Source organism: Paenirhizobium cremeum (genome assembly GCF_047553425.1).
Lineage (GTDB): Bacteria > Pseudomonadota > Alphaproteobacteria > Rhizobiales > Rhizobiaceae > Allorhizobium > Allorhizobium cremeum.
Genome location: NZ_CP180219.1, coordinates 98,942 through 121,540 on the forward strand (window position 1 = coordinate 98,942; position 22,599 = coordinate 121,540).

The 22,599-nt window shown below is 61.7% G+C and carries 18 protein-coding genes; 11 read left to right on the forward strand and 7 right to left on the reverse strand.

All coding sequences use genetic code 11. The annotated features are described in order from the left end of the window. Positions 1–1,233: a 3-methyl-2-oxobutanoate dehydrogenase (2-methylpropanoyl-transferring) subunit alpha gene (locus ACLBKR_RS21910; protein WP_414902212.1), complete on the reverse strand. Its 1,233-nt coding sequence runs from the start codon at positions 1,231–1,233 to the stop codon at positions 1–3. 63 nt (positions 1,234–1,296) lie between these two features. Then, complete coding sequence (locus ACLBKR_RS21915; RefSeq protein WP_162757640.1) at positions 1,297–2,484, reverse strand: acetyl-CoA C-acyltransferase; 1,188 nt, start codon at positions 2,482–2,484, stop codon at positions 1,297–1,299. A gap of 213 nt (positions 2,485–2,697) precedes the next feature. On the opposite strand from ACLBKR_RS21915, the gene ACLBKR_RS21920 reads away from it, so the two are divergent. The 11 genes from ACLBKR_RS21920 to ACLBKR_RS21970 all read left to right on the forward strand — a co-directional run bounded on the left by ACLBKR_RS21920 (position 2,698) and on the right by ACLBKR_RS21970 (position 14,192). Beyond that, positions 2,698–3,171 carry an Lrp/AsnC family transcriptional regulator gene (locus ACLBKR_RS21920; protein ID WP_113339982.1) on the forward strand — a complete coding sequence of 158 codons (474 nt, stop codon included), beginning with the start codon at positions 2,698–2,700 and terminating at the stop codon, positions 3,169–3,171. Between the two features lie 88 nt (positions 3,172–3,259). Next, complete coding sequence (locus ACLBKR_RS21925; RefSeq protein ID WP_414902215.1) at positions 3,260–4,432, forward strand: isovaleryl-CoA dehydrogenase; 1,173 nt, start codon at positions 3,260–3,262, stop codon at positions 4,430–4,432. A 4-nt stretch (positions 4,433–4,436) separates the two neighbouring features. After that, the gene (locus ACLBKR_RS21930; RefSeq protein WP_414902232.1) at positions 4,437–6,041 is read left to right on the forward strand and encodes a carboxyl transferase domain-containing protein; all 1,605 of its coding nucleotides are present in this window, start codon (positions 4,437–4,439) and stop codon (positions 6,039–6,041) included. A gap of 7 nt (positions 6,042–6,048) precedes the next feature. Further along, positions 6,049–8,046, forward strand: a complete 1,998-nt coding sequence (locus ACLBKR_RS21935) for an acetyl/propionyl/methylcrotonyl-CoA carboxylase subunit alpha (protein ID WP_113446879.1) — start codon at positions 6,049–6,051, stop codon at positions 8,044–8,046. A gap of 1 nt (position 8,047) precedes the next feature. Next, a complete protein-coding gene (locus ACLBKR_RS21940; RefSeq protein WP_113446878.1) occupies positions 8,048–8,974 on the forward strand; it encodes a hydroxymethylglutaryl-CoA lyase in 927 nt (308 codons plus the stop codon). Next, entirely contained in the window at positions 8,964–9,734 is a 771-nt protein-coding gene (locus ACLBKR_RS21945) for an enoyl-CoA hydratase-related protein (RefSeq protein ID WP_113446877.1), read from the forward strand. Before ACLBKR_RS21940 ends, ACLBKR_RS21945 begins: the two co-directional genes overlap by 11 nt. Before the next feature lie 247 nt (positions 9,735–9,981). Then, entirely contained in the window at positions 9,982–10,374 is a 393-nt protein-coding gene (locus ACLBKR_RS21950) for a hypothetical protein (RefSeq protein WP_414902219.1), read from the forward strand. A 99-nt stretch (positions 10,375–10,473) separates the two neighbouring features. Then, the gene (locus ACLBKR_RS21955) at positions 10,474–11,169 is read left to right on the forward strand and encodes a Crp/Fnr family transcriptional regulator (RefSeq protein WP_113446875.1); all 696 of its coding nucleotides are present in this window, start codon (positions 10,474–10,476) and stop codon (positions 11,167–11,169) included. Positions 11,170–11,203: 34 nt separating this feature from the next. Next, complete coding sequence (locus ACLBKR_RS21960; protein WP_113446874.1) at positions 11,204–12,310, forward strand: ABC transporter substrate-binding protein; 1,107 nt, start codon at positions 11,204–11,206, stop codon at positions 12,308–12,310. Continuing rightward, a complete protein-coding gene (locus ACLBKR_RS21965) occupies positions 12,307–13,371 on the forward strand; it encodes an iron ABC transporter permease (RefSeq protein ID WP_113339990.1) in 1,065 nt (354 codons plus the stop codon). The genes ACLBKR_RS21960 and ACLBKR_RS21965 overlap by 4 nt, the downstream gene beginning before the upstream one ends. Next, positions 13,368–14,192, forward strand: coding sequence for an ABC transporter ATP-binding protein (locus tag ACLBKR_RS21970; RefSeq protein ID WP_113446873.1), 825 nt, complete (start codon positions 13,368–13,370; stop codon positions 14,190–14,192). Before ACLBKR_RS21965 ends, ACLBKR_RS21970 begins: the two co-directional genes overlap by 4 nt. Before the next feature lie 131 nt (positions 14,193–14,323). On the opposite strand, the gene ACLBKR_RS21975 is transcribed toward ACLBKR_RS21970, so the two are convergent. The 5 genes from ACLBKR_RS21975 to pcaQ form a co-directional block, all read right to left on the reverse strand. Then, on the reverse strand, positions 14,324–14,986 hold the full coding sequence (locus ACLBKR_RS21975; RefSeq protein WP_113339992.1) for a hypothetical protein: 663 nt from the start codon (positions 14,984–14,986) through the stop codon (positions 14,324–14,326). Between the two features lie 550 nt (positions 14,987–15,536). Further along, entirely contained in the window at positions 15,537–16,142 is a 606-nt protein-coding gene (locus ACLBKR_RS21980; protein ID WP_112829821.1) for a TetR/AcrR family transcriptional regulator, read from the reverse strand. A 581-nt stretch (positions 16,143–16,723) separates the two neighbouring features. Next, positions 16,724–19,864, reverse strand: a complete 3,141-nt coding sequence (locus tag ACLBKR_RS21985) for an efflux RND transporter permease subunit (protein WP_113446872.1) — start codon at positions 19,862–19,864, stop codon at positions 16,724–16,726. Positions 19,865–19,866: 2 nt separating this feature from the next. Continuing rightward, a complete protein-coding gene (locus ACLBKR_RS21990; protein ID WP_112829819.1) occupies positions 19,867–21,018 on the reverse strand; it encodes an efflux RND transporter periplasmic adaptor subunit in 1,152 nt (383 codons plus the stop codon). Positions 21,019–21,581: 563 nt separating this feature from the next. Beyond that, a complete protein-coding gene (gene pcaQ / locus ACLBKR_RS21995; protein WP_113446871.1) occupies positions 21,582–22,520 on the reverse strand; it encodes a pca operon transcription factor PcaQ in 939 nt (312 codons plus the stop codon). Between the last annotated feature and the right edge of the window lie 79 nt (positions 22,521–22,599).

The following is a 22,599-nucleotide window of genomic DNA, read 5'->3' on the forward strand; positions in this document are numbered from 1 at the left end:
TCAGCACCCCGCCATCCTGCGTTGACGATGGAGATGGGCCGGCATCACGGCATAGACGCCCTCGAAGATATCGCGCACGGACGGTTTGCCTCCCGCATGCAGGGTACCGTGGCTTTCCGCCTCCTTCTGCGCCTCGATCACCGTGTCCATGATCTCGGCTTCGGCCTGCAGGTGCCGCTCCTCCGACCAAACCCCGCGCGCGATGAGATGCTTCTTCAGCCGCAACACGGGATCACCGAGCGGCCAGGCTTCCGACTCCGTCTTCGGACGATAGGCGCTCGGATCGTCCGAGGTGGAATGGGCGCCGACGCGGTAGGTGACATATTCGATCAAGGTCGGCCCGAGATTGCGCCGCGCCCGCTCGACCGCCCAGCGCGCGACGGCGTGGACGGCGAGATAGTCGTTTCCATCGACCCGCAGCGCCGGAATGCCGAAGCCGAGGCCACGGGCGGCGAATGTGCCGGAGCCACCCCGGGCAATGCCCTGGAAGGTGGAAATGGCCCACTGGTTGTTGACCACGTTGAGCACGACCGGCGCCTTGTAGGTCGAGGCGAAAACCATGGCCGAATGAAAATCCGATTCCGCCGTCGATCCGTCACCGATCCAGCCGGCCGCGATCTTCGTGTCTCCCTTGATGGCGGAAGCCATTGCCCATCCCACCGCCTGCACAAACTGAGTGGCGAGATTGCCGGAAAGTGTGAAAAAGCCGTGCTCCTTCGACGAATAGAGCACCGGCAACTGCCGGCCATGCAGCGGATCTCCCTCGTTGGAGAAGATCTGGTTCATCATGGTCACCAGCGGATAGCCATCCGCAATCAGCAATCCGGCCTGGCGATAAGTGGGGAAGTTCATGTCGCCCCTGGAGAGCGCCTTGCGAAAGGCGCAGCTTACCGCCTCCTCGCCAAGATGCTGCATGTAGAAGGACGTCTTGCCCTGCCGTTGCGCCATCAGCATGCGCGCATCGAAAGCGCGCAGCAGCAGCATGTGCCGAAGCCCGGAAAGAAGCTCCTCGTCGGACAAAAGACCAGCCCAGGGACCGACGGCATTGCCCTCATGATCGAGCACGCGAATGATCGAATAGGCGAGTTCGCGTATGCTCTCGGGCGCGGCGTCGATCTCCGGTCGCGGCACCGAGCCGGCCTTCGGAATCTTGACGTTGGAAAAGTCCGGCTGGTCGCCCGGCCGAACTGCCGGCTCCGGCACATGCAGGCTCAAATGCGTGCTTTCGGTCATGCCCTGTGCTTCCTCCCTACTCTCGCCGCCTCCTCCGGACGGCTTGCCGAAGAGTTCCACTCTTCAGCAAAGTTCGACAGCGACCGCGGTGGCCTCCCCGCCACCGATGCAGATCGCCGCCATTCCTCGTTTGAGACCGTGCTGCCGCAGTGCGGAGAGCAGCGTCACCACGATGCGGGCGCCCGAGGCGCCAATCGGATGGCCAAGCGCGCAGGCGCCGCCATGGACGTTGACCTTGTCATGCGGCAGATCGAGGTCACGCATGGCCGCCATCGCAACCACGGCAAAGGCTTCGTTGATTTCGAAGAGATCGACGTCGTCCAGCTTCCAGCCGACCTTTTCGGAAAGCCGCTCGAGCGCTCCAATGGGAGCGGTGGTGAACCGGGCGGGCGCCCGTGCATCGGTCGCGTGCCCCATGATCGTGGCCAAGGGTGCAAGCCCACGCCGCTCGGCCTCAGACCGGCGCATCAGCACCAACGCTGCCGCACCGTCGGAAATCGAACTGGAATTTGCGGCCGTAACCGTGCCGCCCTCGCGAAAGGCCGGCTTGAGGGTCGGGATCTTTTCCGGTCGCGCCTTGCCCGGCTGCTCATCGATGGCAATCACCTGCTCGTCCCGACCAACGGGAACCGCCACGGGTGCGATCTCCCCGTCGAACCGGCCTTCAGCGATTGCCCTGCGGGCACGTTCCAGCGAGGAGACAGCATAGGAATCCTGCATGTCGCGCGTGAATTGGTAGGCTTCGGCGCACTCTTCAGCGAAGGTGCCCATCAGCCGGCCCTTGTCATAGGCGTCTTCGAGACCGTCGAGGAACATGTGGTCCATAACCCTGCCATGGCCCAACCGATAACCATTGCGGGCGCGGTCGAGCAGATAGGGCGCATTGGTCATGCTCTCCATGCCACCTGCAACCGCGATGGACGAACTGCCGGCAATGATGAGATCGTGGGCCAGCATTGCGGCTTTCATGCCGGAACCGCACATCTTGTTGATGGTGGTCGCACCGGTCGAACTGGGAATGCCGGCCATCATCGCCGCCTGCCGCGCAGGCGCCTGCCCTTGTCCTGCCGACAACACGCAGCCGAACAGCACCTCATCGACCTGATCTCCAGCAAGACCGACTCGTTCGAGCGCGGCACGAATAGCTACGGCACCGAGAGCCGGAGCGGCCACGGATTTCAAATCGCCCTGAAAACCCCCCATGGGCGTACGGGCGGAACCGACGATAACGACTGGATCATGCTCAGTCACTTTCCACCTCCCTGGAAAGAGCCTTGCTCGCATCACGGCTCCTCCAAGCCGGGACGCTTACCACCGGGACATGAGATCAAACGATCTGAAAATTCCCGACTGAGCGAACGGTATCACTATCCCCACTTCATTTCAAAGCTATTTTGATTGACAGATTTGACAACAGCGATATCTTTGATCCATCAACTTCAAGAACTATAGATCATTTGATCCATGGAAACGCTCGACGCCTTCGATCAGAAAATCCTGCATGTTCTCGGCGAGGACGGGCGGATTAGCTGGCGCGATCTCGCATCCCGGATCGGACTGTCGTTCACCCCGACGCTGAGGCGCGTGCGCAAGCTGGAGGAATCGGGGATCATTCGCGGCTACACCGCCGTCTTCGACGAAAACCGGCTTTTAGGCACAATGGGCGTGTTCATCTCCGTTACGCTGGAACGGCAGATCAAGGACGCGTTGACGACGTTCGAACATAGCGTCGCCTCCATTCCGGAGGTGGTCGGCGGCTACCAGACCAGCGGAAGCTCGGACTACCTGATCCACGCCATGGTGCGCGACCTGCCGCATTACCAGGAGCTTCTGGACTTCCTGACGACGGTTCCGGGTGTGGCGCGCATCCAGTCCAATTTCGCCATCAAGACTTTCGTGCGCCGGTCGGCCGCCTTCACCGGAGGTACGGAAACATAGAGCGGGGCGGCCGGCGTGGAGGAGACGCCGGACCGCCTTTCACAACTGAAGACGGCTGCATGAAATCCGTCGGGAGGAGGAATATGCGATGAGCCTGGATCTTGCCGCAGTTTTCGACGCCGGTCTCGGGGAGGAGATCGGGGCGCTGCGCGACAGCGTGCGCAAGTTTGCTCATGACAGGATCGCGCCGCTTGCGGCGGAAATTGACCGGAATGATCGTTTCCCGAGACATCTCTGGCCGGAGATGGGCGCGCTCGGCCTGCATGGCATCACGGTCTCCGCAGAATATGGCGGGGCGGAGATGGGCTACCTCGCTCATTGCGTCGCCATGGAGGAGATCAGCCGCGCCTCGGCATCCATCGGCCTTTCCTACGGCGCCCATTCCAACCTCTGCATTAACCAGATCCACCGCTGGGGCACGGGCGAGCAGAAGCGGCGATACCTGCCGAAGCTCATATCCGGCGAGCATCTCGGCTCGCTGGCGATGAGCGAGACCGAAGCGGGCTCCGATGTCGTATCCATGCGGCTGAAGGCTGAGCGAAAAGGGGACCACTACCTCCTGAACGGCTCCAAGATGTGGATCACCAATGGCCACGAAGCCGATACGCTGGTCGTCTACGCCAAGACGGACATGGCTGCCGGCCCGCGCGGCATTACTGCCTTTATCATCGAGAAGGGCTTCAAGGGCTTCCGGCCGGCGCAGAAGCTCGACAAGCTCGGCATGCGCGGTTCTCCGACGTCCGAACTCGTTTTCGAGGATTGCGAAGTGCCCGAGGAAAACGTGCTGGGCAAGGTGAACGACGGCGTTACCGTGCTGATGAGCGGCCTCGACTACGAACGGACCGTGCTGGCGGCGGGCCCGATCGGCATCATGCAATCGGCACTCGACCTCGTTCTTCCCTACTGCCGCGAACGGCACCAGTTCGGCAAGGCGATCGGCGAATTCCAGCTCGTGCAGGGCAAGATTGCCGACATGTACACCGCGATGAACGCCTCGCGCGCTTATGTTTATGCGGTGGCCCGCGCCGGCGATAACAGTCGTCTCACTCGGCAGGATGCGGCAGGTGCGATCCTGTTTTCCGCCGAGCGCGCGACGCAGGTGACGCTCGATGCGATCCAACTTCTCGGCGGCATCGGCTACATGAACGAAAGCCCCGCCGGGCGGCTCTTGCGCGACGCCAAGCTTTACGAGATCGGCGCCGGCACCAGCGAAATCAGGCGCATGCTGATCGGCCGTGAATTGTTCAAGAGTCATGCGTGAGGGAATGATGCGGCTCAAATCCAACATCACGCGCGACGCCAGCTATCACGCCAACACCGCCTTCATGCGCGGCCTTGTCGATGACCTCAATGCAAAGGCTTCCGAGATCGCCATGGGCGGCGGTGAAGCGGCCCGCAATCGTCACACGGCTCGTGGAAAGCTCCTCCCTCGCGACCGGGTGGACGCGCTTCTCGATCCCGGCACGCCGTTTCTGGAACTGTCGCAGTTCGCCGCCTACGACGTTTATGACGAAACCGTGCCGGCCGCAGGTATTCTCACCGGCATCGGTCGGGTGGCCGGTCGGGAATGCATGATCGTGGCCAACGATCCGACCGTGAAAGGCGGGACTTACTATCCCCTGACGGTCAAGAAGCATCTACGCGCCCAGGAAATCGCGCGGGAGAACCGCCTGCCCTGCCTCTATCTCGTCGATTCCGGCGGCGCATACCTGCCGCTTCAGGACGAGGTCTTTCCTGACCGGGATCATTTCGGCCGTATCTTCTACAACCAGGCGACCATGTCGGCGGAAGGCATACCCCAGATCGCCATCGTCATGGGAAGCTGCACGGCAGGCGGCGCCTATGTGCCTGCGATGAGCGACCAGTCGATCATCGTGAAAAATCAGGGCACGATCTTTCTCGGCGGCCCGCCGCTCGTGAAGGCCGCCACCGGCGAAGTGGTGACCGCCGAGGAACTGGGCGGGGCCGACGTTCATTCCCGCATTTCGGGCGTGACCGATCACTACGCCAATGACGACCGTCACGCGCTGGCGCTGGCGCGCCGGATCGTCGGCACGCTCAACCGTGCGAAACGCGTCGACATCGAAATCCGACAGCCTGCCGAGCCGCTTTATCCGGCAGAGGAGCTGTACGGCATCGTGCCCAACGACACGAGAAAACCCTTCGACGTTCGCGAGGTCATCGCCCGCATCGTCGACGGTTCCGAATTCGAAGAGTTCAAGGCGCTCTACGGCACGACGCTGGTCTGCGGCTTTGCCCATATCTTCGGCTATCCCGTCGGCATCGTCGCCAATAACGGCATTCTGTTTTCGGAGTCGGCGCTGAAAGGAGCCCATTTCATTGAACTCTGCTGCCAGCGTGGAATTCCACTTGTCTTCCTGCAGAACATCACCGGCTTCATGGTCGGAAAGAAATACGAGGCGGGAGGCATCGCCAAGGACGGCGCCAAGCTGGTGACGGCTGTCGCCTGCGCAAGGGTGCCGAAATTCACAGTCATCATCGGCGGCTCCTTCGGGGCGGGCAATTACGGCATGTGCGGCCGGGCCTATTCGCCGCGCTTCCTCTGGATGTGGCCGAATGCGCGGATTTCGGTGATGGGCGGCGAGCAGGCGGCGTCCGTGCTGGCGCAAGTCCGGCGCGACGGCATGGAAGCCCAGCGCAAGGATTGGCCCGCCGAGGAGGAAGAAGCCTTCAAGGCGCCGATCCGCAAGAAATACGAAACCGAGGGTCATCCCTACCATGCCAGTGCACGGTTGTGGGATGACGGCCTGATCGACCCGGCGGACACACGAATGGTGCTTGGCCTTGGTATTTCCGCGGCTCTGAACGCCCCTGTCGAGCGTACGCAATTCGGCATATTCAGGATGTGAGGCGGCGATGTTTTCAAAGATCCTTGTTGCCAATCGCGGAGAAATCGCCTGTCGTGTCATTCGCACGGCAAAACGCATGGGGATTGCGGCGGTCGCCGTCTATTCGGAAGCGGACCGGGATGCCGCTCATGTCGCCATGGCCGATGAAGCCGTTGCCATCGGCCCGGCACCAGCACGCCAATCCTACCTTGATGGCGACAGGATCATCCAGGCCGCGTTGACGAGCGGAGCCGAGGCCATCCACCCCGGCTATGGCTTCCTCTCGGAAAATGCCGACTTCGCCGAAGCGTGCGCGGCAGCCGGTCTTGTTTTCATCGGCCCGCCGGCTGCAGCAATCCGCGCCATGGGCGGCAAGAGCGCGGCAAAGGCCCTGATGGCCGTGGCCGACGTGCCGCTGGTTCCCGGCTATCACGGCGATGACCAGTCGCCGACGATCCTTGCCTCTGAAGCGATGAAGATCGGCTACCCCGTGCTCATCAAGGCCTCCGCCGGCGGTGGCGGCAAAGGCATGCGGATCGTCGCAAAGGCAGAGGATTTTGCCGCCGAACTGGCAGCGGCAAGGCGGGAGGCACTCGCTGCCTTTGGCGACGAGCGGATGCTCGTCGAGAAATACCTCGCCCGTCCCCGCCATGTGGAAGTGCAGGTCTTTGCCGACAACCATGGCAATTGCCATTCGCTGTTCGAACGCGACTGCTCCATCCAGCGCCGGCACCAGAAGGTGATCGAGGAGGCTCCCGCTCCCGGTCTGACGCAGGCGATGCGGAAGAGGATGAGCGAGGCCGCCATCGCCTGTGCCCGCGCAATCGGTTATTCCGGCGCCGGCACGGTGGAATTTCTGCTCGATGCGGACGGCAATTTCTACTTCATGGAGATGAATACCCGCCTTCAGGTAGAGCACCCCGTCACCGAATTCATCACCGGCCTGGATCTTGTCGAATGGCAGGTCCGGGTTGCGGCGGGCGAGTTCCTGCCGGATAACTGGGCCGATCTCAAAATCCAGGGCCATGCGATAGAGGCGCGGCTCTACGCAGAGGACCCGGATCACGGCTTCCTGCCATCAATCGGCCGGATCGGCCATCTCATCCTGCCCGAACGGGACGGCCATGTTCGTATCGACAGCGGCGTGAGGGCCGGCGACGCGATCACGGTGCATTACGACCCGATGATCGCGAAGCTGATCGTATGGGATGTCGACCGTCCCACGGCCGTCCGCAGGCTGCGTGCGGCGCTCCACGAAACGGTCGTCACCGGCATGGCAAGCAATACCGGCTTCCTGGCGCGGCTGTCAGGACTTCCGGATTTCGAGGCCGCAAATCTCGACACCGGATTCATCGCTCGCAATGAAGCCGGACTGCGATCAGACCTTACTCCCGACGGAACGATGACGGCAATGGCTGCAGTCGGGTTCTTGCTTGCACACAAGGCGGATATGCAGCGCCGCGCGATGGCGACGGCCGATCCTCATAGCCCATGGGCGATGACCAATGGCTTTCGGCTCAACCGTCCGGCACGGCAGGGACTGCAACTCATCATTGCCGGAAAGCCCTTGGAAGTGGATGTCCTTTTTCTCCAACGCGGTATCGAGATCGGCATCGGCGGTGAAACTGTATCTGCCGAGGGTCTGCTGGCCGAAGATGGAAGGCTCTCGACGACCATCGGGGGGAGGAAACGCACAGGCTATTTTCTCCCGAATGGAGATGGTTTCGATCTGGTGGTCGACGGAACCGTCCATCACGTGACCACCCCCGACCTCGCCGGGTTCGCAGCGCCCGAAGCATCGACCGGCGGGCTGGCAGCGCCGATGCCGGGCGTCATTCGTGCGATCCTGACCGATGCGGGTAACCGCGTCGAGGCGGGCGAAGCGCTTGTCATCATGGAAGCGATGAAGATGGAACACACGATCCGAGCGCCCGCCGCCGGGCTAGTGGTGACCCTCAACTGCGCGGAAGGGGCAATGGTCGAGGCAGGCACGGTGCTGGTGGATTTCGAAGCGGAGGCCGGCTGACATGCGGATGCCGGAAAGAGTGAGGGTCGTCGAAGTCGGACCCCGCGACGGATTGCAGAACGAGAGCACACAGGTGCCTGTCGCCGTAAAGGTCGAGTTGATCGAACGTCTCGCAAAGGCCGGATTGCCGGCAGTGGAGGCGGGCGCGTTCGTTTCGCCGAAATGGGTGCCGCAGATGGCCGATTCTGCCGAGGTCTTCCGCACTCTTCAGAAGCGACTGGGCGTGACCTATCCGGCTCTCATACCCAATCTCAGGGGTCTGGAAGCAGCAATTGCCGCAGGCGTCAACGAAATTGCGGTGTTCGTTTCGGCGTCGGAAGGCTTCAGCCTGAAGAACATCGCCTGCTCGAGAGCCGAAAGCCTCGCCCGGCTTCGTGACGTCTTCGATCTCGCCATTACCCGGGGCATCCGGGTTCGCGGCTATGTTTCCTGCATCGCCGGCTGCCCCTATGACGGCGACGTGCCGCCGGCCGAAGTAGCGGCCATGGCGCACGAACTGCTTGTCATGGGCTGTTACGAAATCTCGCTGGGCGACACGATCGGCGTAGGCACGGCAAGGCAGATCCGCAACCTCATCAGCCAAGTCGCGACAACGATACCGCGTGAACGGATCGCGATGCATTTCCACGACACTTACGGGCAGGGCATCGCCAATGTGCTGGCGAGCCTTGAGGAAGGAATTGCCGTCTTCGACAGTTCCGTCGCGGGCCTGGGAGGGTGCCCCTATGCGCCGGGGGCGAGCGGCAATATCGCAACGGAAGACCTGCTCTACCTGCTGCACGGCCTTGAGATCTCGACCGGGGTCGACCTAGAGGCTATCGCCGAAACCGGCGACTGGATCAGCCGTCTGCTGGGACGACACAATGAATCGCGGGCTGGCCGGGCAGTGCTCGCCAGACGACACAGCGGAGGACAGGATGGCCGATGAACTGCTGCGAGAGCGTAAGGGACAGACATTGTGGCTGACACTCAATCGCCCGGAGGTGCATAACGCCCTCAATGCCGTCTTGGCGAAACATATGGTCGAGGCGTTCGAAGACGGTTCCGCTGACACGACCTTGCGGACAGTGGTGCTGACCGGCGCCGGTGAGCGGAGCTTCTGCTCGGGCGCCGATCTCAAGGAAAATTCTGGGGGGATCTTCCGGGCAGCCGACGGCGGCAACCCGATCGCCGCGGTGCTGCGTGCCATCGAGGCCTGCAACAAGCCGGTGATCGCACGGATCAACGGCTCCGTTCTGGCGGGCGGCATGGGTCTGGTCGCCGCCTGCGATCTCGCCTACGCCGCCGACCACGCAAAATTCAGCCTACCGGAGGTCCGGGTCGGCCTCTTTCCGATGATGGTCGCCGCGAGGTTGACGACCCAGATACCCCGACGGCATTTGCAGGAAATGGCCTATCTCGGCGAAACCATCGATGCGACGACGGCACGGCAATACGGCCTGGTCAACGGCATTGCGCCTGCCGATGTCCTGGACACGGTTGTTGCAGACGTTCTGGACAGGCTCGCCCAGAATTCTCCGGATGCCATCGCCGCCGGCAAGCGAGCCTTGAGGGAAATGCGCAACATGGCGGAGGGGGATATTCTTACCTTCGCCGAGAGGAAGATCGCCGAACTCGCCGACACCCCGGACGCACACGAAGGACGTCAGGCATTCGCGGAAAAGCGCAAGCCGCGATGGGCGGAGTAGCGGCAACGCCTGCAACCAGTCCGGCTTCATCATGCCTGTGGGGTCATCCGATTGCGCGGTCCTTCGCCAAAATGAGCGAGCCGGGCAACACGACAGTTCTTATGCCGGTTGCAGGACTTTTCGGGACCATCGCCTGATCCCAGCTGCGCGTCGGTCGAAGCTACAAACGGACCGAAGTTTGATTTGGCGCAACAAACATATTCCATCGGCTGGATATCTTTTCTAAGATTAAGCGAGGGAGACTGATTTGAAACGGATCTGCGACAAATGGCGGATGGCTGTGCGCATGCTTTGCGCCATTGCCCTGTTGTCTGTCGGATTCGCTCACAAGGTGCCTGTTATCTTCCCGGCTGAGGTCGCCGCCGCCGAGCTCGCGGCCTATGTCCTGCCGGACGGCACGTTGCCCGACATATGCCTAACCACAGAACACGGCAGCGATCAGGATCATGCTTATTCCGGCGACTGCGAGGCATGCCGCCTCGGCGCCTCTATCCTTCTGCCCCAACCCGCCGATATGGTGGGAGAGCGCATCGCGCTTGCCGCGGGACCGCTTTTCGAACCGCGTAGAACCGTCGTCCCGCGGCTTATACTGGCCCCCAACGCATCGCCGAGGGCCCCTCCGGCCGACCTGATCGTCTGAGACCTGCGGCGCAAGCGCGTCCGCAGACATCATTCGTCACGACCGCGCGATGCCCCAACCTTCCTGCGCAACGCGACGGTCGAAAGCCGGAGTATCATTATGCTCGACCTGCCAGCCGCTTCCTTGGTGGCACGCGGACTGCCGCCTGAATTCCAGGCCCAGCCGCCAATCGCAAGACCGCCGTTCTCGCCGCGCCGCCTCATCGCCCCCGGCGCCCTGATCTACACCGAAGGCGCCGAACGATCGTCGATCCTTCGCCTGAAGGACGGCTGCGTCGTGCTCACGCAATCGCTTGACGGAAAAAGACGCCAGATCCTCGACGTGATCGGCCCGGGCCGCCTGTTCGGTCTTGCCCACGGCAAGACCAACCACTGCAGCGCCGAGGCCTGCACCTACAGCGAAATCGAAGCGGTGGACCCGCAGAGAGAACGCCTGAACGTGGAGGACGCGCTGCTTCATAGCCTGAAACGCGCGCAGAAACATGCAACCCTTCTCGGCCGCAAGACCACGATGGAAAAGATCGCGGCGGCGATTGCCGATCTTGCCCTTCAATTCGGTCGACCGGGATTTGTAGGAAGTCGCCGGGCCGAAACCTTTCATCTCTACCTCACCCGCAGCGATCTGGGCGATTGGCTGGGGCTGACGATTGAGACCGTCAGCCGATACCTCAACCAGTTGAAGCGAGGCGGAATCATCGATTTCTCCGATCCGCAGATCGTCAGCATCCTCGACGCCGACAAATTGGCCGCGCTGGCCGGTGGCGGCGCAGTCGATGGCACGCTGTGTATCGCCTGATACCCCTCTATTCTCCAATCGAAAGAAACACGTCATGAAAAACGCTTTCAGACTGCTTGCCGTAGCCACGATACTCATCCTGTCCGGCAAGGCATTTGCCGAAATCCGGGTAACGGATGTGAAAGGACGTGAGGTTTCACTCGCCGAGCCTGCCAAGCGCATCGTCCTTGGCTTTTATTATGAGGATTTCATTGCCGTTGCCGGGCCGGGCGCCATGGACCGGGTGGTTGCGCTTTCCCTCTCGACCTGGAAGGACTGGCGCCCGAACCAGTTTGCCACCTATGTCCGGGCAATCCCGGGGATCGAGAACATTCCCGATATCGGCGACACCGAAAACGGCACTTTCTCCGTTGAGAAGGCGATTGCCACCAAGCCGGATCTCGTCATCCTCGCCGCCTGGTCGTATGACGCGCTCGGCGATGCCGTAAAACAGTTCGATGCCGCCGGCATTCCGGTGCTTACCCTCGACTACAATGCCCAGACGGTGGAAAAACATGTGCAGTCCACGCTGCTGCTCGGCAAGGTCACGGGCTCCGAGAAGCGCGCCGAGGCGCTCGCGGCCGAATACAAGGCAGCTATGGAGGATATAGAAGCGCGCATCCAAAAGGCTGCCCCGACAACCAAGAAAGTCTATGTCGAACTCGCACAGAAAGGTCCGTCGGAAGTCGGAAACAGCTACGGCAACGGCATGTGGGGCACGCTGATCGAAAAACTCGGCGGCATCAACATCGCCAAAGGGCAGGTGGAGAACTGGGGCCCTCTCAGTCCGGAATACGTGCTGGCGCAGCAGCCGGACCTTATCTTCCTTGCCGGCTCCGAATGGCTGAACAGGCCGCAAGCCGTCACCGTAGGCTTCGGAGCCACGGATGAACTTGCCCGAGAACGCATGAAGGCCTATCTCGGACGACCGGGCTGGGATCAGCTGCCGGCCGTCAGGAACGACCAGGTGCACGCCATCTATCACGGCGGCGCGCGCACGCTTTCCGACTATGTCTACGCCCAGTACATCGCCAAGCAGCTCTATCCAGAGGCGTTCAAGGACATCGATCCGGCCGCCGAAATCCGGCGCTATTACGACACCTGGATGCCGATCAAGGCCGATGGCGTCTTCGTGCTGCCCTACAAGGCACTCGGACAATGACAGCCGAGGCCATATCCATTCACGCTCTGCGTGGCGGCTATCGCCGCGCAGCCATTGCCCGACTCACCGCCCTCATCTTCGCCATGGCGGCTCTCGCCGCCCTGCTGCTCTTCGATCTGGTCAGCGGCCCATCCGGCATGCCACTCGCCGACGTATGGGCGGCGCTCGTCGCCGGGCCGGCAGGCGAGGACCGTATGGCTGCCACCATTCTCTGGCAGTTGCGCATGCCGCAAACCATCATGGGCGTGCTGGTCGGCGCCTGCCTCGGGCTTGCCGGCCTTCAGATGCAGACCATTCTCGCCAATCCGCTTGCAAGCCCGTTCACACTGGGTTTTTCAGCAGCAGCCGGCTTCGGCGCGGCGCTAGCCATCATGTTCGGCGGACTCCTTCCCCTGCCCGGCTTCATCAGCGTGCCGGCCTCTGCCTTTCTGATGACCCTCGCTGCCTGCGCGCTCGTCTATTTCGTCGCGCTGCTGCGCGGTTCCACGCCGGAAATTCTCGTTCTTGCCGGCATTGCCGTCCTTTTCTTCTTCCAGTCCATGCAATCCCTCCTGCAGTTCATGGCCTCGCCGGAGGTTCTGCAGGAGATCGTCTTCTGGCTGTTCGGGAGCCTTCTGAAAGCGTCATGGACCTCTGTCACGGTCACGGCCGTGATCCTGGTCGCCTGCCTGCCCTTCATGGTGCGCGACAGCTGGAACCTCACCCTTCTTCGCCTCGGGGAAGCCAACGCTGCCAGCCTCGGTCTGTCGGTCGATGCCCTGCGCAAGCGCAGCTTCCTGCTCGTCGCACTGCTGACTGCGGCAGCGGTATCCTTCGTCGGGACGATCGGTTTCGTCGGCCTGATCGCCCCACATGTGGCGCGGGCAGCCGTCGGAGAAGACCACCGCTTCGCCCTGCCGCTTTCCGCCCTCACCGGTGCGATCATCCTGATCGGTGCCTCGGTTTTCGGAAAACTCATCTCGCCCGCCGCAGTCATTCCAGTCGGTATAATTACCGCCGTCGCCGGCGTCCCCATGTTGTTCGTCGTCATCGCCCGCCGCGGCAAAGGAGAAATCGCATGACCGATCGCCTCACTCTCAGGAACGTCAGCGTCAACCGGGGAAGAACGCAGGTGATAGACCGTGTTTCACTGTCCCTGCATGCGGGCCAGATCGTCGCGCTGATCGGACCGAACGGCGCCGGCAAGTCATCACTTCTCAATACCATCGCCGGTTCGATCCCCCATTCCGGACGCATCCTCTGGGACGGCATGCCTGTCGACCGCAAATGCATCGGCTTTATGCCGCAGAACTGCGCGGTCAAAGCAGAGCTATCCGTGCTGCAGACACTGCTTCTCGGGCGGCATGAGCAGCTAGGCTGGCGGATCGGTGACCACGATATCGATGCCGCCGGCCGGATGCTGGAAGAGTTCGGCCTGAAACATCTGGCGGAGCGATGCATCAACACACTATCGGGCGGGCAGCAGCAACTGGTATTGCTGGCGCAAAGGATGATGCGGCAACCGCGGCTGCTGATTCTCGATGAGGCAACATGTGCCCTGGATCTGCGCCATCAGTTGGTCGTCCTCGACCGCCTGCGAGCCTATGTGAAGCGCACCGGCGCGCTCGTTCTGATGGCGATACACGACCTGAACCTTGCGGCCCGGAACGGCGACACCCTGCTGCTCCTGCATCGCGGAAGGCTCGAGGCTACCGGCAGCGGAGCGGAAGTCCTCACATCGGCCCGCCTGCGCGCGGTCTATGGCATCGAGGCTCACATCGTCGAACACGGACAGCATGGTTCCTTCATCCTTCCCGTTTCCCCCTTGGCCGAGTCGACGATCCTAACGGCTGCATTGTCTCCCCAAACGAATACTCTCTCCGCACTCCCGCAGGCATCGTAGACAGGAATTCAGGCTCGCCCTTTGGGGAGGACCCCGCAATTGCTGTAACTCACCCCGGCAGTTCCGGCAGCGAACCGACCAGGACGTCACGCGGAACTCCAGGCTCCATGCAAGCACCCCACGTCACAGGTTCACTCCATCTTTGAAGGGGGATGACGCAAGGCAAGACCGAAGCCGACGATCGAGATTCCCGTGAGCAGGAGATCGGTCGCCACGATGACATCGGAAGCCACGCCGATTGCGGCGAAACGGTCGATGACGGCCCATGCGACGCAGAACAGGCTCGTCAACCCGCCGGCCATCAGGGAGGCGGCTCCCTTGCCAGGTTCCAGTGTCGCGCCAATCCAGAGCCTCACTGTTCCGAGAGCGGCGAACAGAATGCAGAACAGAGCGAATGCCGGCATGGCCGCCAACTGCGGCTCCCCTGGAAGGATGAACCCAAGCCCGATCTGCAGGATCCCGGTTGCGATCCAATCCATGTAAAGTGCCGGTCGCGCTACCCGGATGGTGATGATGCCGGTGAGCAATCCTCCGAAGACGGCACCCATCCCCGGCCGATAACCGTTCATGCCCCAGCCTGACAGTGTGTTCAACAAGGATAGGGCCGCAAGATCGATAAGAAGGATGCCGAGCGCGACCAGACGTATCCAGTCCGAGGGTTGCCGGAAGCGGTTGGAGATGGCCCTGCGCCGGTTTGATATCGCGGCACGAAAGATACCGAAGAAAGTTGGGACGCGCGCAGCGGAGAGCGCGCGTCCCGATTGATGTCCGAGATCGGGGGAACCCACGGACATCACCGACCCTGATCCGCGGGGCTCCGAATAAGAGTCGGTAAGCGGAAAATTCCTGTGAAGCGGCCTCTTTGCTTTCGCCGATGGCTCGCAGCGATGGCACGACGACGGCTCCCCGCCGTTGCGGATATCGCTTCGTCAGCAATGGTCTCGCTGTGTTCCGACATCTCCAGTTCACCTCCACCCCATGGCGCAAGAACCAGCCGCGCCGCCTTTGACCCCATCGGACGGGAAGGCGACGAAGCCGCACCGTGCAGAAGCGACCAAACCGTCGAACCGCGCTCGCTGGACGATTGGTCTCGTTTATACATACAAACACAACGTTTGTAAATTTGAAATAGCAAGCTTTCTGCGTTCCGCGGACCAAAGGTGGAAGTCGCTCAACTCGACCGGAATGTCTTGGATACCTGTGAGAAACCGAATGGATAGAAAGAAAGGCGCAGCGCCGCCGACCAGGCAGGTTGTCGAGACGACGCAGATACCTGCGCGTACCTTCACACGCGTTCGGCCAAAGAGGTGAAACCGCCACTATTGGCGGCCCCCCCTCCGTCAATCACTTTGTCAGACTGGAGAGAATTGTGCGGACGAACAAACTTCCGTCGGGAGAGATGTGAAAGGCACCCTTCCCCAGGGCCCATTCGAAAACGAGGCCGCTTATGGTGGCGCTTAGCATGGAGGCAGCCGTATGTGGTGTCCATGGCGGCGGCATTCCGGTGTCGCGTTCAACCGCCTGAAATAGCCGTACAAAGATACCGTTCATCTCAGCACGGAAAGTGGTACCACCCGGTTCGTCCTTTTCGGAAAGCGCGATGTCCAGCCGTATCATGCCGCGCAGCAGAGCCTGCTGGCGAGGATCGTTTTCGAGCCGGTCGAAAATGTCCGCGAAAATGTCCCCGAACTTTTTCAGCGAGGCGGCCCCATTGCTGGCTGCCAGTTCATCGGCCAATACGCGGAACGGCTCCTGCGCCGCATCGCGCAATGCGAGCAGCAGGCCTTGCTTGTTCTTGAAATGCCAGTGCACCGCTCCGCGCGTCACACCTGCGAGTGCGGCGATCTCTTCGAGAGTGACATCCTCATAACCCTTCTCGAGGAAAAGATCCTCCGCCGCCTGTAAAATTTGCCGGCCGGTTTCCGCCGCCTGTTCTTTGGTTCGCCTCACTGTGTTTCTCCATTTTCTTTTTTTGCAGCAAGAAGAAGGCTGGATATGGAACGTCTTCCATCGATAACAGAACCGCCGCAGTTATCATTGATGAAACGCCAGTGCGGCATAGCTTTATCCAGTGTCCTGTCAAGCTTTACAGCTCCAACACCGCATCCGATTGTGATTGACAACGGGTCGCAATCACTACGACGACCGAACCGTCAACCGAGACCGCCCGATCTCTTCATTGCACGTCGCAGAAGATGAAGCGGGATGCGGTCCGGCCGCCGCCCTTCCTTGCCGGCAACAACGAACGAAACAGAAAATTTCGAAATGAAGCGCGTACATCGGGCGGGTCGCCGAGGAACGCTGCTGTCGTATCCGAGACGATCCGTTGTGGGAAAAGGTTCGAACGCACATGCGTACTTTTTTCTGTGCCACCGCTTAAGGGCAACGCTTGCACGGAGCCACTCTTCTTTCCCGCATTCGACCTTCGGAATTGAACTGAAGGACTGCTTTCAGCCTCGACATTTTCGAGGAAGCCGAGGTTTCGCGGTCCCGGGCGGGAAACAAGCCCGGGACCGCAGGTAGCGATGGCCTCAGACGGTCGCCTCCACCGCCGCCTCCGATCTGCGACGGCTAAAGAGGCGGTTCACCAGAACGAAGAACACCGGTACGAAGACGATGGCGAGCAGCGTTCCGGTGACCGTTCCGAAGAACGTCGCGAAGCCGATCGCCTGGCGTGCGCCCGCACCTGCCCCGGTCGACACGACCAGGGGAACGACGCCGAGACCGAAGGCAAGCGAGGTCATCAGGATCGGCCGAAAACGGAGCTTTGCTGCCTCGTAAACCGCTTCGAAGGCGGTCTCGCCGAGTTTCGCCATCCGCTCGCGGGCGAATTCGACAATCAGGATGCCATTCTTGCCGGTAAGACCCACCACTGTCAGCAATCCGACCTGGAAATAGACCCCGTTGGACTGTCCGCCGATCTGGGCTCCAATGAGCGCACCCAGAATGCCGACGGGCATAGCGAGCAATACCGCGATCGGAATTGTCCAGCTCTCGTAAAGCGCGGCAAGGCACAGGAACATGGTTGCCAGTGCAAGAGCGTAGAGCGGCAGCGCTCCTGCCCCGGAATCCTTTTCCTCCAGCGAAAGGCCTGTCCATTGCAGGCTGAAGCCCGGAGGGAGCTGCGCGGCAAGGCGTTCCATTTCGGCAAGTGCGTCACCGGAAGAAAAGCCCGGCGCCGACGAGCCTTCGATCTCCATCGCCGGCAACGCGTCGTAACGGCTGACCTGCTGGGGACCGAAAACCCAATCCTGCGTGGCGAAGGTGGAGAAATCGACGAAATCCCCGTTCGAATTCGGCACGCGCCAGAGCGCCAGGTCTTCCGGCCCCGTACGTGCCCAAGGCTCGCCCTGGACATAGACGCGCTTCATACGGCCCTCATAGAGGAAGTCGTTGACATAGGAACTCGACCAGATGGTAGTGAGGAACGAACCGACGTCCGACGCACTGAGACCGACGGCCCCAGCCTTGCCCCAATCGATGTTGAGTTCGAATTGCGAGGCATCCTCAACACCGCTCGGCCGGACGGCCATGAGCTTGTTGCTTTGCGATGCCATCCCAAGCAGGGCGTTGCGTGCTTCAAGCAAGGCCTCGTGGCTTTGGCCCGAGCGTGCCTGAAGGAAGGCGGTGAACCCGTTCGAGTTGCCCAGTTCCATGACGGCAGGCGGGACGATCGGCACCACGATGGCCTCGCGGATGCCGCCCATGAGCGGACCGAAGGCGCGGCCCGCAATGGCCTGGGCCGAGTTTTGGGGTCCGTCCCGTTCGTCCCAGTCCTTGAGCTTGATGAACATCATGCCCATGTTCTGTCCCTGCCCGGCAAATGAAAAGCCTCGCACGGAAAATACCGAGTCCACGTTCTTGCCTTCGGCATTCATGAAGTAGCCTTCGACCTGGCGCAGCAGTTTCTCTGTATTTTCCGCCGTGCCGCCGGACGGGGCCTGGACGATCGTAAACATCGTGCCCTGGTCCTCATCCGGAAGGAACGAGGTGGGGGTGCGCAGGTAAAGACCGACCATCCCTGCGACCAGAACCAGGTAGACGACGAACATCCGCAGCGGACGCCGGGCCGTCATCCCGACAACACGACCATAGATCGCGGTCAGGCGGGAGAAATACCGCTCAAACCAATTGCCAAACCGTCTTCCCAGCCCCTTGCCGCTATCATGTGAATGCGCCTTGAGCACGGTCGCGCAGAGCGCCGGAGTGAAGATCAGCGCGACGAGAACCGAAAGGGCCATCGCCGAAACGATGGTGACGGAGAACTGCTTGTACATTTCCCCCGTCGAGCCGCCGAAGAAGGCCATGGGCACGAAAACGGCGGAAACGACCATCGCAATGCCGACGAGGGCTCCCGAAATCTCGCCCATCGATTTCTTCGTCGCCGCAACAGGATCGAGATGTTCGTCGCGCATGATGCGTTCGACGTTTTCCACCACCACGATGGCATCATCGACCAGCAGCCCGATGGCCAGCACCATGGCGAGCATCGTCAGCGTGTTGATGGTGAAACCGAGTGCCGCCATGATGCCGAAGGTTCCAAGAAGAACCACCGGAACCGCAAGCGTCGGAATGAGCGTTGCCCGGAAGTTATGAAGGAACAGCAGCATCACCAGGACGACAAGGGCGATCGCCTCGATGAGCGTGTGGATCACCGCCTCGATGGAGAGGCTGACGAAGGGCGTCGTATCATACGGGATGACATAGCTGACGCCGGCGGGCAGGAATTCGGCGAGATCCGCCACCTTTGCCTTGATGAGTTCGGCCGTTTCGAGCGCGTTCGCGCCCGAAGCGAGCTGGATTGCCATGCCCGCCGCGGGCTTGCCGTTATAGAAGCTGGAAATTTCATAGTTCTCGGAGCCAAGCTCGGCACGGGCGACGTCCCGCAGCAGGACAAGCCCGCCGTCCGTGTCGGCGCGCAGCACGATCCGCTCGAAATCTTCCGGCGTCTTGAGCAGCGATTGGGCGGTTACGGTCGCATTCAGCTGCGTGCCTTCCGGCGCGGGCATCGCACCGAAGCTGCCCGCGGAAATCTGCGCGTTCTGGGCGCTGATCGCAGAGACTACCGTATCGGGAGACAGGTCGTAATATTTCAACTTCTGCGGATCGAGCCAGATCCGCATCGCATACTCCGAACCGAACACCTCGACCTTGCCCACGCCCGACAGGCGCGAGACAGGCTCCACCATATAGGAATTCAGGTAGTCGGCGAGATCGATGGCGGTGCGCGAGCCGTCTTGCGAAATCAGGCCGATGACCATGAGATAGCCGGTCGCCGATTTTTCCACGGTAACGCCCTGGCGGGTAACCTCCTCGGGAAGATTGGCCTCCGCTTGGCTGAGCTTGTTCTGGACCTGCACCTGAGCAATGTCGGGATCGGTGCCGAGCGTGAAGGTCAGCGTGATGGTTGCGCGGCCGGTCGATGTGGTCGACGAGTCGATGTAGCGAAGCCCGTCGAGACCGGTCATCTCCTTTTCGACGATCTGTACGACGGTGTCGGCCACGGTTTCGGCCGAGGCGCCAGGGTAGTTGGCACCGATCACGATGGATGGTCCCGCGATCGAGGGATACTGGGAAATCGGCAACCGCAGGATGGAAAGCACCCCGAGGCCCATGATGATGATCGCGATCACCCAGGCAAAGATCGGGCGGTCGATGAAGAAGCGCGCCATGTTCAGTTGCTCCCGCTTGCAGCAGCCTGCTGCTCAGCCGAGGGTTCGGCAGCTATCTGAACCGCTGCACCGGGCGCGATCTTCTGGAAACCCGAGGTAATCAGTGCGTCGCCAGCCTTCAGCCCGCTGCTGGTTACCCAGAAGTTTCCGGAACCGGTCAGGATGGTCAGCGGTCGTACCGCAACCTTGCCATCTTCGACAATCCAGGCGAAGGCCTCGCCCTTGGCGGTTCGCATCACCGCGCTTTGCGGAACCAGCACGGCGTCCTTCGCGGTATCCTGCGGCAGTTCGACCTCGACGTAGAGGCCCGGCAGCAACAACTGGTCGGGATTGGCGAAGGTGATGCGCAGCGTCACCATGCCGGTGGTCGGTTCCACCTGCGGTTCGGCGGCCTTGAGGTCCCCCTTCAGCGGATATGCCTCGCCGTTCGGCAGGATCATCGTGGCAACGCCGGTCGCCCGCGCAGAACCGGACTTGTTGAGTGCGTTCCACCGCAGGAGATCGGTCGCCGACTGCGTGACATCGACGTAGATCGGATCAAGGGCGCGGATCGTGGTCAGCGCCGTTGTCTGCTGGGCGGCGACCAGCGCACCCGGGGTCGTCTGGGAAAAGCCGATCACGCCGGTGATCGGGGCGCGGATCGTGGTTCTCTCGAGATCGATTTCTGCGCTGGTCAGTTCGGCGCGTGCGACCTGCAGCGCCGCATCGGTCTTGCTACGATCGGCAACCTTGCTGTCCCGATTGGACGCCGTGCCGCTCTTGTTGGCAAAAAGCTCCTCGGCCCGGCGCGCCTCGATCACGGCGAGGTCGTAGTTCGCCTGCGCCTCCGCCACCGCGGCCTTCGCGGAAGCGACGGCCGCGACATAGGTCTCGTCCTCGATCTTGTAGAGCGGCTGGCCTTCCTCGACGCGAACGCCTTCCTCGAACTGCCGGTCGCGGATGATGCCGGATACCTGTGGGCGAACCTCCGCCACGGTGGATGCCTTGACGCGTCCCGGCAGGCGGGCAGTCAAGGTGAAATCGGCGACGCTGACCTTTTCGACCGTTACCGTCGGCAAAGGCTGCTCCTGTGCGTGAACCGCGACGGGAAGGATGCCGATCAGAGCAGCAAGCGCAAAGCGCCGCCCGATCGTCCGAATAGCATTGCTGGACATATCTAACCTTTCTGTGGGGAATGCTGCCGGGCACACATGGATCGCCCCACAACAAACAGCGCAAATGCAAGCCGGAACCGTTCAGGATCCCGGCGTGCATTCAGCCTCGACGTCAAAATATATACATACATAACGTTTGTAAATAGAGATTACCGGGCGAGCGACTCCGGCAGCAAGGAGGGCGGCCTGTTGCACGGGCGGGGGTATCGACAGAGAAAAGCTGGAGATCCGATAGGAGACCGGTAGATTTCCCGAATGCCTCTGGCGCCACTCCTCGTCTGCTCGACGTCATCGAGGGCGAGATCGTTGGGAAGGTCGGAGCACGCCCCCCGCGGCAGGAACGGCCTTTTCCTTCGGCGCAGTCGGCGCCGGCCGAGTGTTCCATAGATACGATCCTGGAGGCAGGAATTGCAGCCGCAGTTCCCATGCCCTATCCGGTTTCGGAACGTCGGAAACGATGCGACCACGCGCTGCTCGTCGATCCGAAGTCCTACCGCCCGGACCGTCGGCACGCATCCGCCGGGGCAAGGTCGCAAATGTCCGAGCGTTTCCCTGGCTCGCCGTCACCCCGCGCCGACAGACCCTTCGGCCGATGCCGAGCGAATGGCCTGCATCAGCAGGCTTAACGTCAGAGACGGCACCGTGTCGGCCCGCATGGTCAGGCCGACGGGGCCGCGGGTATCATCCGTATCCAGCGGCAGGGCGGCCAATACGCCATCGGCGATATCGCCTGCGACGACACCTTCGGAAATGATCCACACCGCCTCACTCATCCTGAGATACGCGCGACCGAAAGAATCGGAGACGGTCTCGATCTGCGTCGGCGGAAGCGGGACGCCGTGGGCGATCAGAAACTGTTCGACGATCGGACGAATGACGGAGTTGCGTGTCGGTATCAGCACCGGAAAGTCGCGCAACCGGTCAAAGACATTGGTTGCCGGCGCCAGCAGCGGGTGTCCGGCGCGCACCACGAACAGCACCCGTTCCGAATAAAGATGCTCGAAGGACAGGCCCGTCATCTTTTCCGGTGCTGCCAGACGACCGACGACGAGGTCGAGATCGCCGAGCCGCAATTGTTCGATCAGAACCGCATTTTCGCCGGTCACGATCTTCACGGCGCTGCCCGTGTCCTCGGCCAGAAAGCGCGTCATCGCCTGCGGCATGATGCGGGCGGAGACCGTGGGCAGGGCGCCAACCCGCACGGGAGGGCCGGCGCGGGCGCTTTCCTGGGAAACGGAATCGACAGCCTGGCGCAGAGCCGTCAGCGTGGCTCCCGCGTGACGCATGAAGACCTCGCCGTGGCGGGTCGCACGAATGCCCCTGCCTTCCCGCTCGAAAAGCGAGACGCCGAGAATATCCTCCAGCTCGCGGATCGTCTTCGTCACCGCCGGCTGGCTGACATGAAGACGTTCCGCCGCTCGGTTCACGCTTTTCTGGCGCACGACTTCGACGAAGGCCTGAAGGTGACGAAACTTGATGCGCGGATCGACCTGCTGAGACATAACCTGCAGATTATAAGTTAGCGACAAAAACTCATTTTACTTAACCAAATTCACATAGCAATATCCCTAGCAAGAGGAG

Bases quoted from the DNA above. Each gene is read 5' to 3' on its own strand.
- ACLBKR_RS21910 (WP_414902212.1), bottom strand. From the start codon at position 1,233: ATGACCGAAAGCACGCATTTGAGCCTGCATGTGCCGGAGCCGGCAGTT.
- ACLBKR_RS21920 (WP_113339982.1), top strand. From the start codon at position 2,698: ATGGAAACGCTCGACGCCTTCGATCAGAAAATCCTGCATGTTCTCGGC.
- ACLBKR_RS21925 (WP_414902215.1), top strand. From the start codon at position 3,260: ATGAGCCTGGATCTTGCCGCAGTTTTCGACGCCGGTCTCGGGGAGGAG.
- ACLBKR_RS21930 (WP_414902232.1), top strand. From the start codon at position 4,437: ATGATGCGGCTCAAATCCAACATCACGCGCGACGCCAGCTATCACGCC.
- ACLBKR_RS21935 (WP_113446879.1), top strand. From the start codon at position 6,049: ATGTTTTCAAAGATCCTTGTTGCCAATCGCGGAGAAATCGCCTGTCGT.
- ACLBKR_RS21940 (WP_113446878.1), top strand. From the start codon at position 8,048: ATGCGGATGCCGGAAAGAGTGAGGGTCGTCGAAGTCGGACCCCGCGAC.
- ACLBKR_RS21945 (WP_113446877.1), top strand. From the start codon at position 8,964: ATGGCCGATGAACTGCTGCGAGAGCGTAAGGGACAGACATTGTGGCTG.
- ACLBKR_RS21955 (WP_113446875.1), top strand. From the start codon at position 10,474: ATGCTCGACCTGCCAGCCGCTTCCTTGGTGGCACGCGGACTGCCGCCT.
- ACLBKR_RS21960 (WP_113446874.1), top strand. From the start codon at position 11,204: ATGAAAAACGCTTTCAGACTGCTTGCCGTAGCCACGATACTCATCCTG.
- ACLBKR_RS21965 (WP_113339990.1), top strand. From the start codon at position 12,307: ATGACAGCCGAGGCCATATCCATTCACGCTCTGCGTGGCGGCTATCGC.
- ACLBKR_RS21970 (WP_113446873.1), top strand. From the start codon at position 13,368: ATGACCGATCGCCTCACTCTCAGGAACGTCAGCGTCAACCGGGGAAGA.
- ACLBKR_RS21975 (WP_113339992.1), bottom strand. From the start codon at position 14,986: ATGTCCGTGGGTTCCCCCGATCTCGGACATCAATCGGGACGCGCGCTC.
- ACLBKR_RS21985 (WP_113446872.1), bottom strand. From the start codon at position 19,864: ATGGCGCGCTTCTTCATCGACCGCCCGATCTTTGCCTGGGTGATCGCG.
- ACLBKR_RS21990 (WP_112829819.1), bottom strand. From the start codon at position 21,018: ATGTCCAGCAATGCTATTCGGACGATCGGGCGGCGCTTTGCGCTTGCT.
- pcaQ (WP_113446871.1), bottom strand. From the start codon at position 22,520: ATGTCTCAGCAGGTCGATCCGCGCATCAAGTTTCGTCACCTTCAGGCC.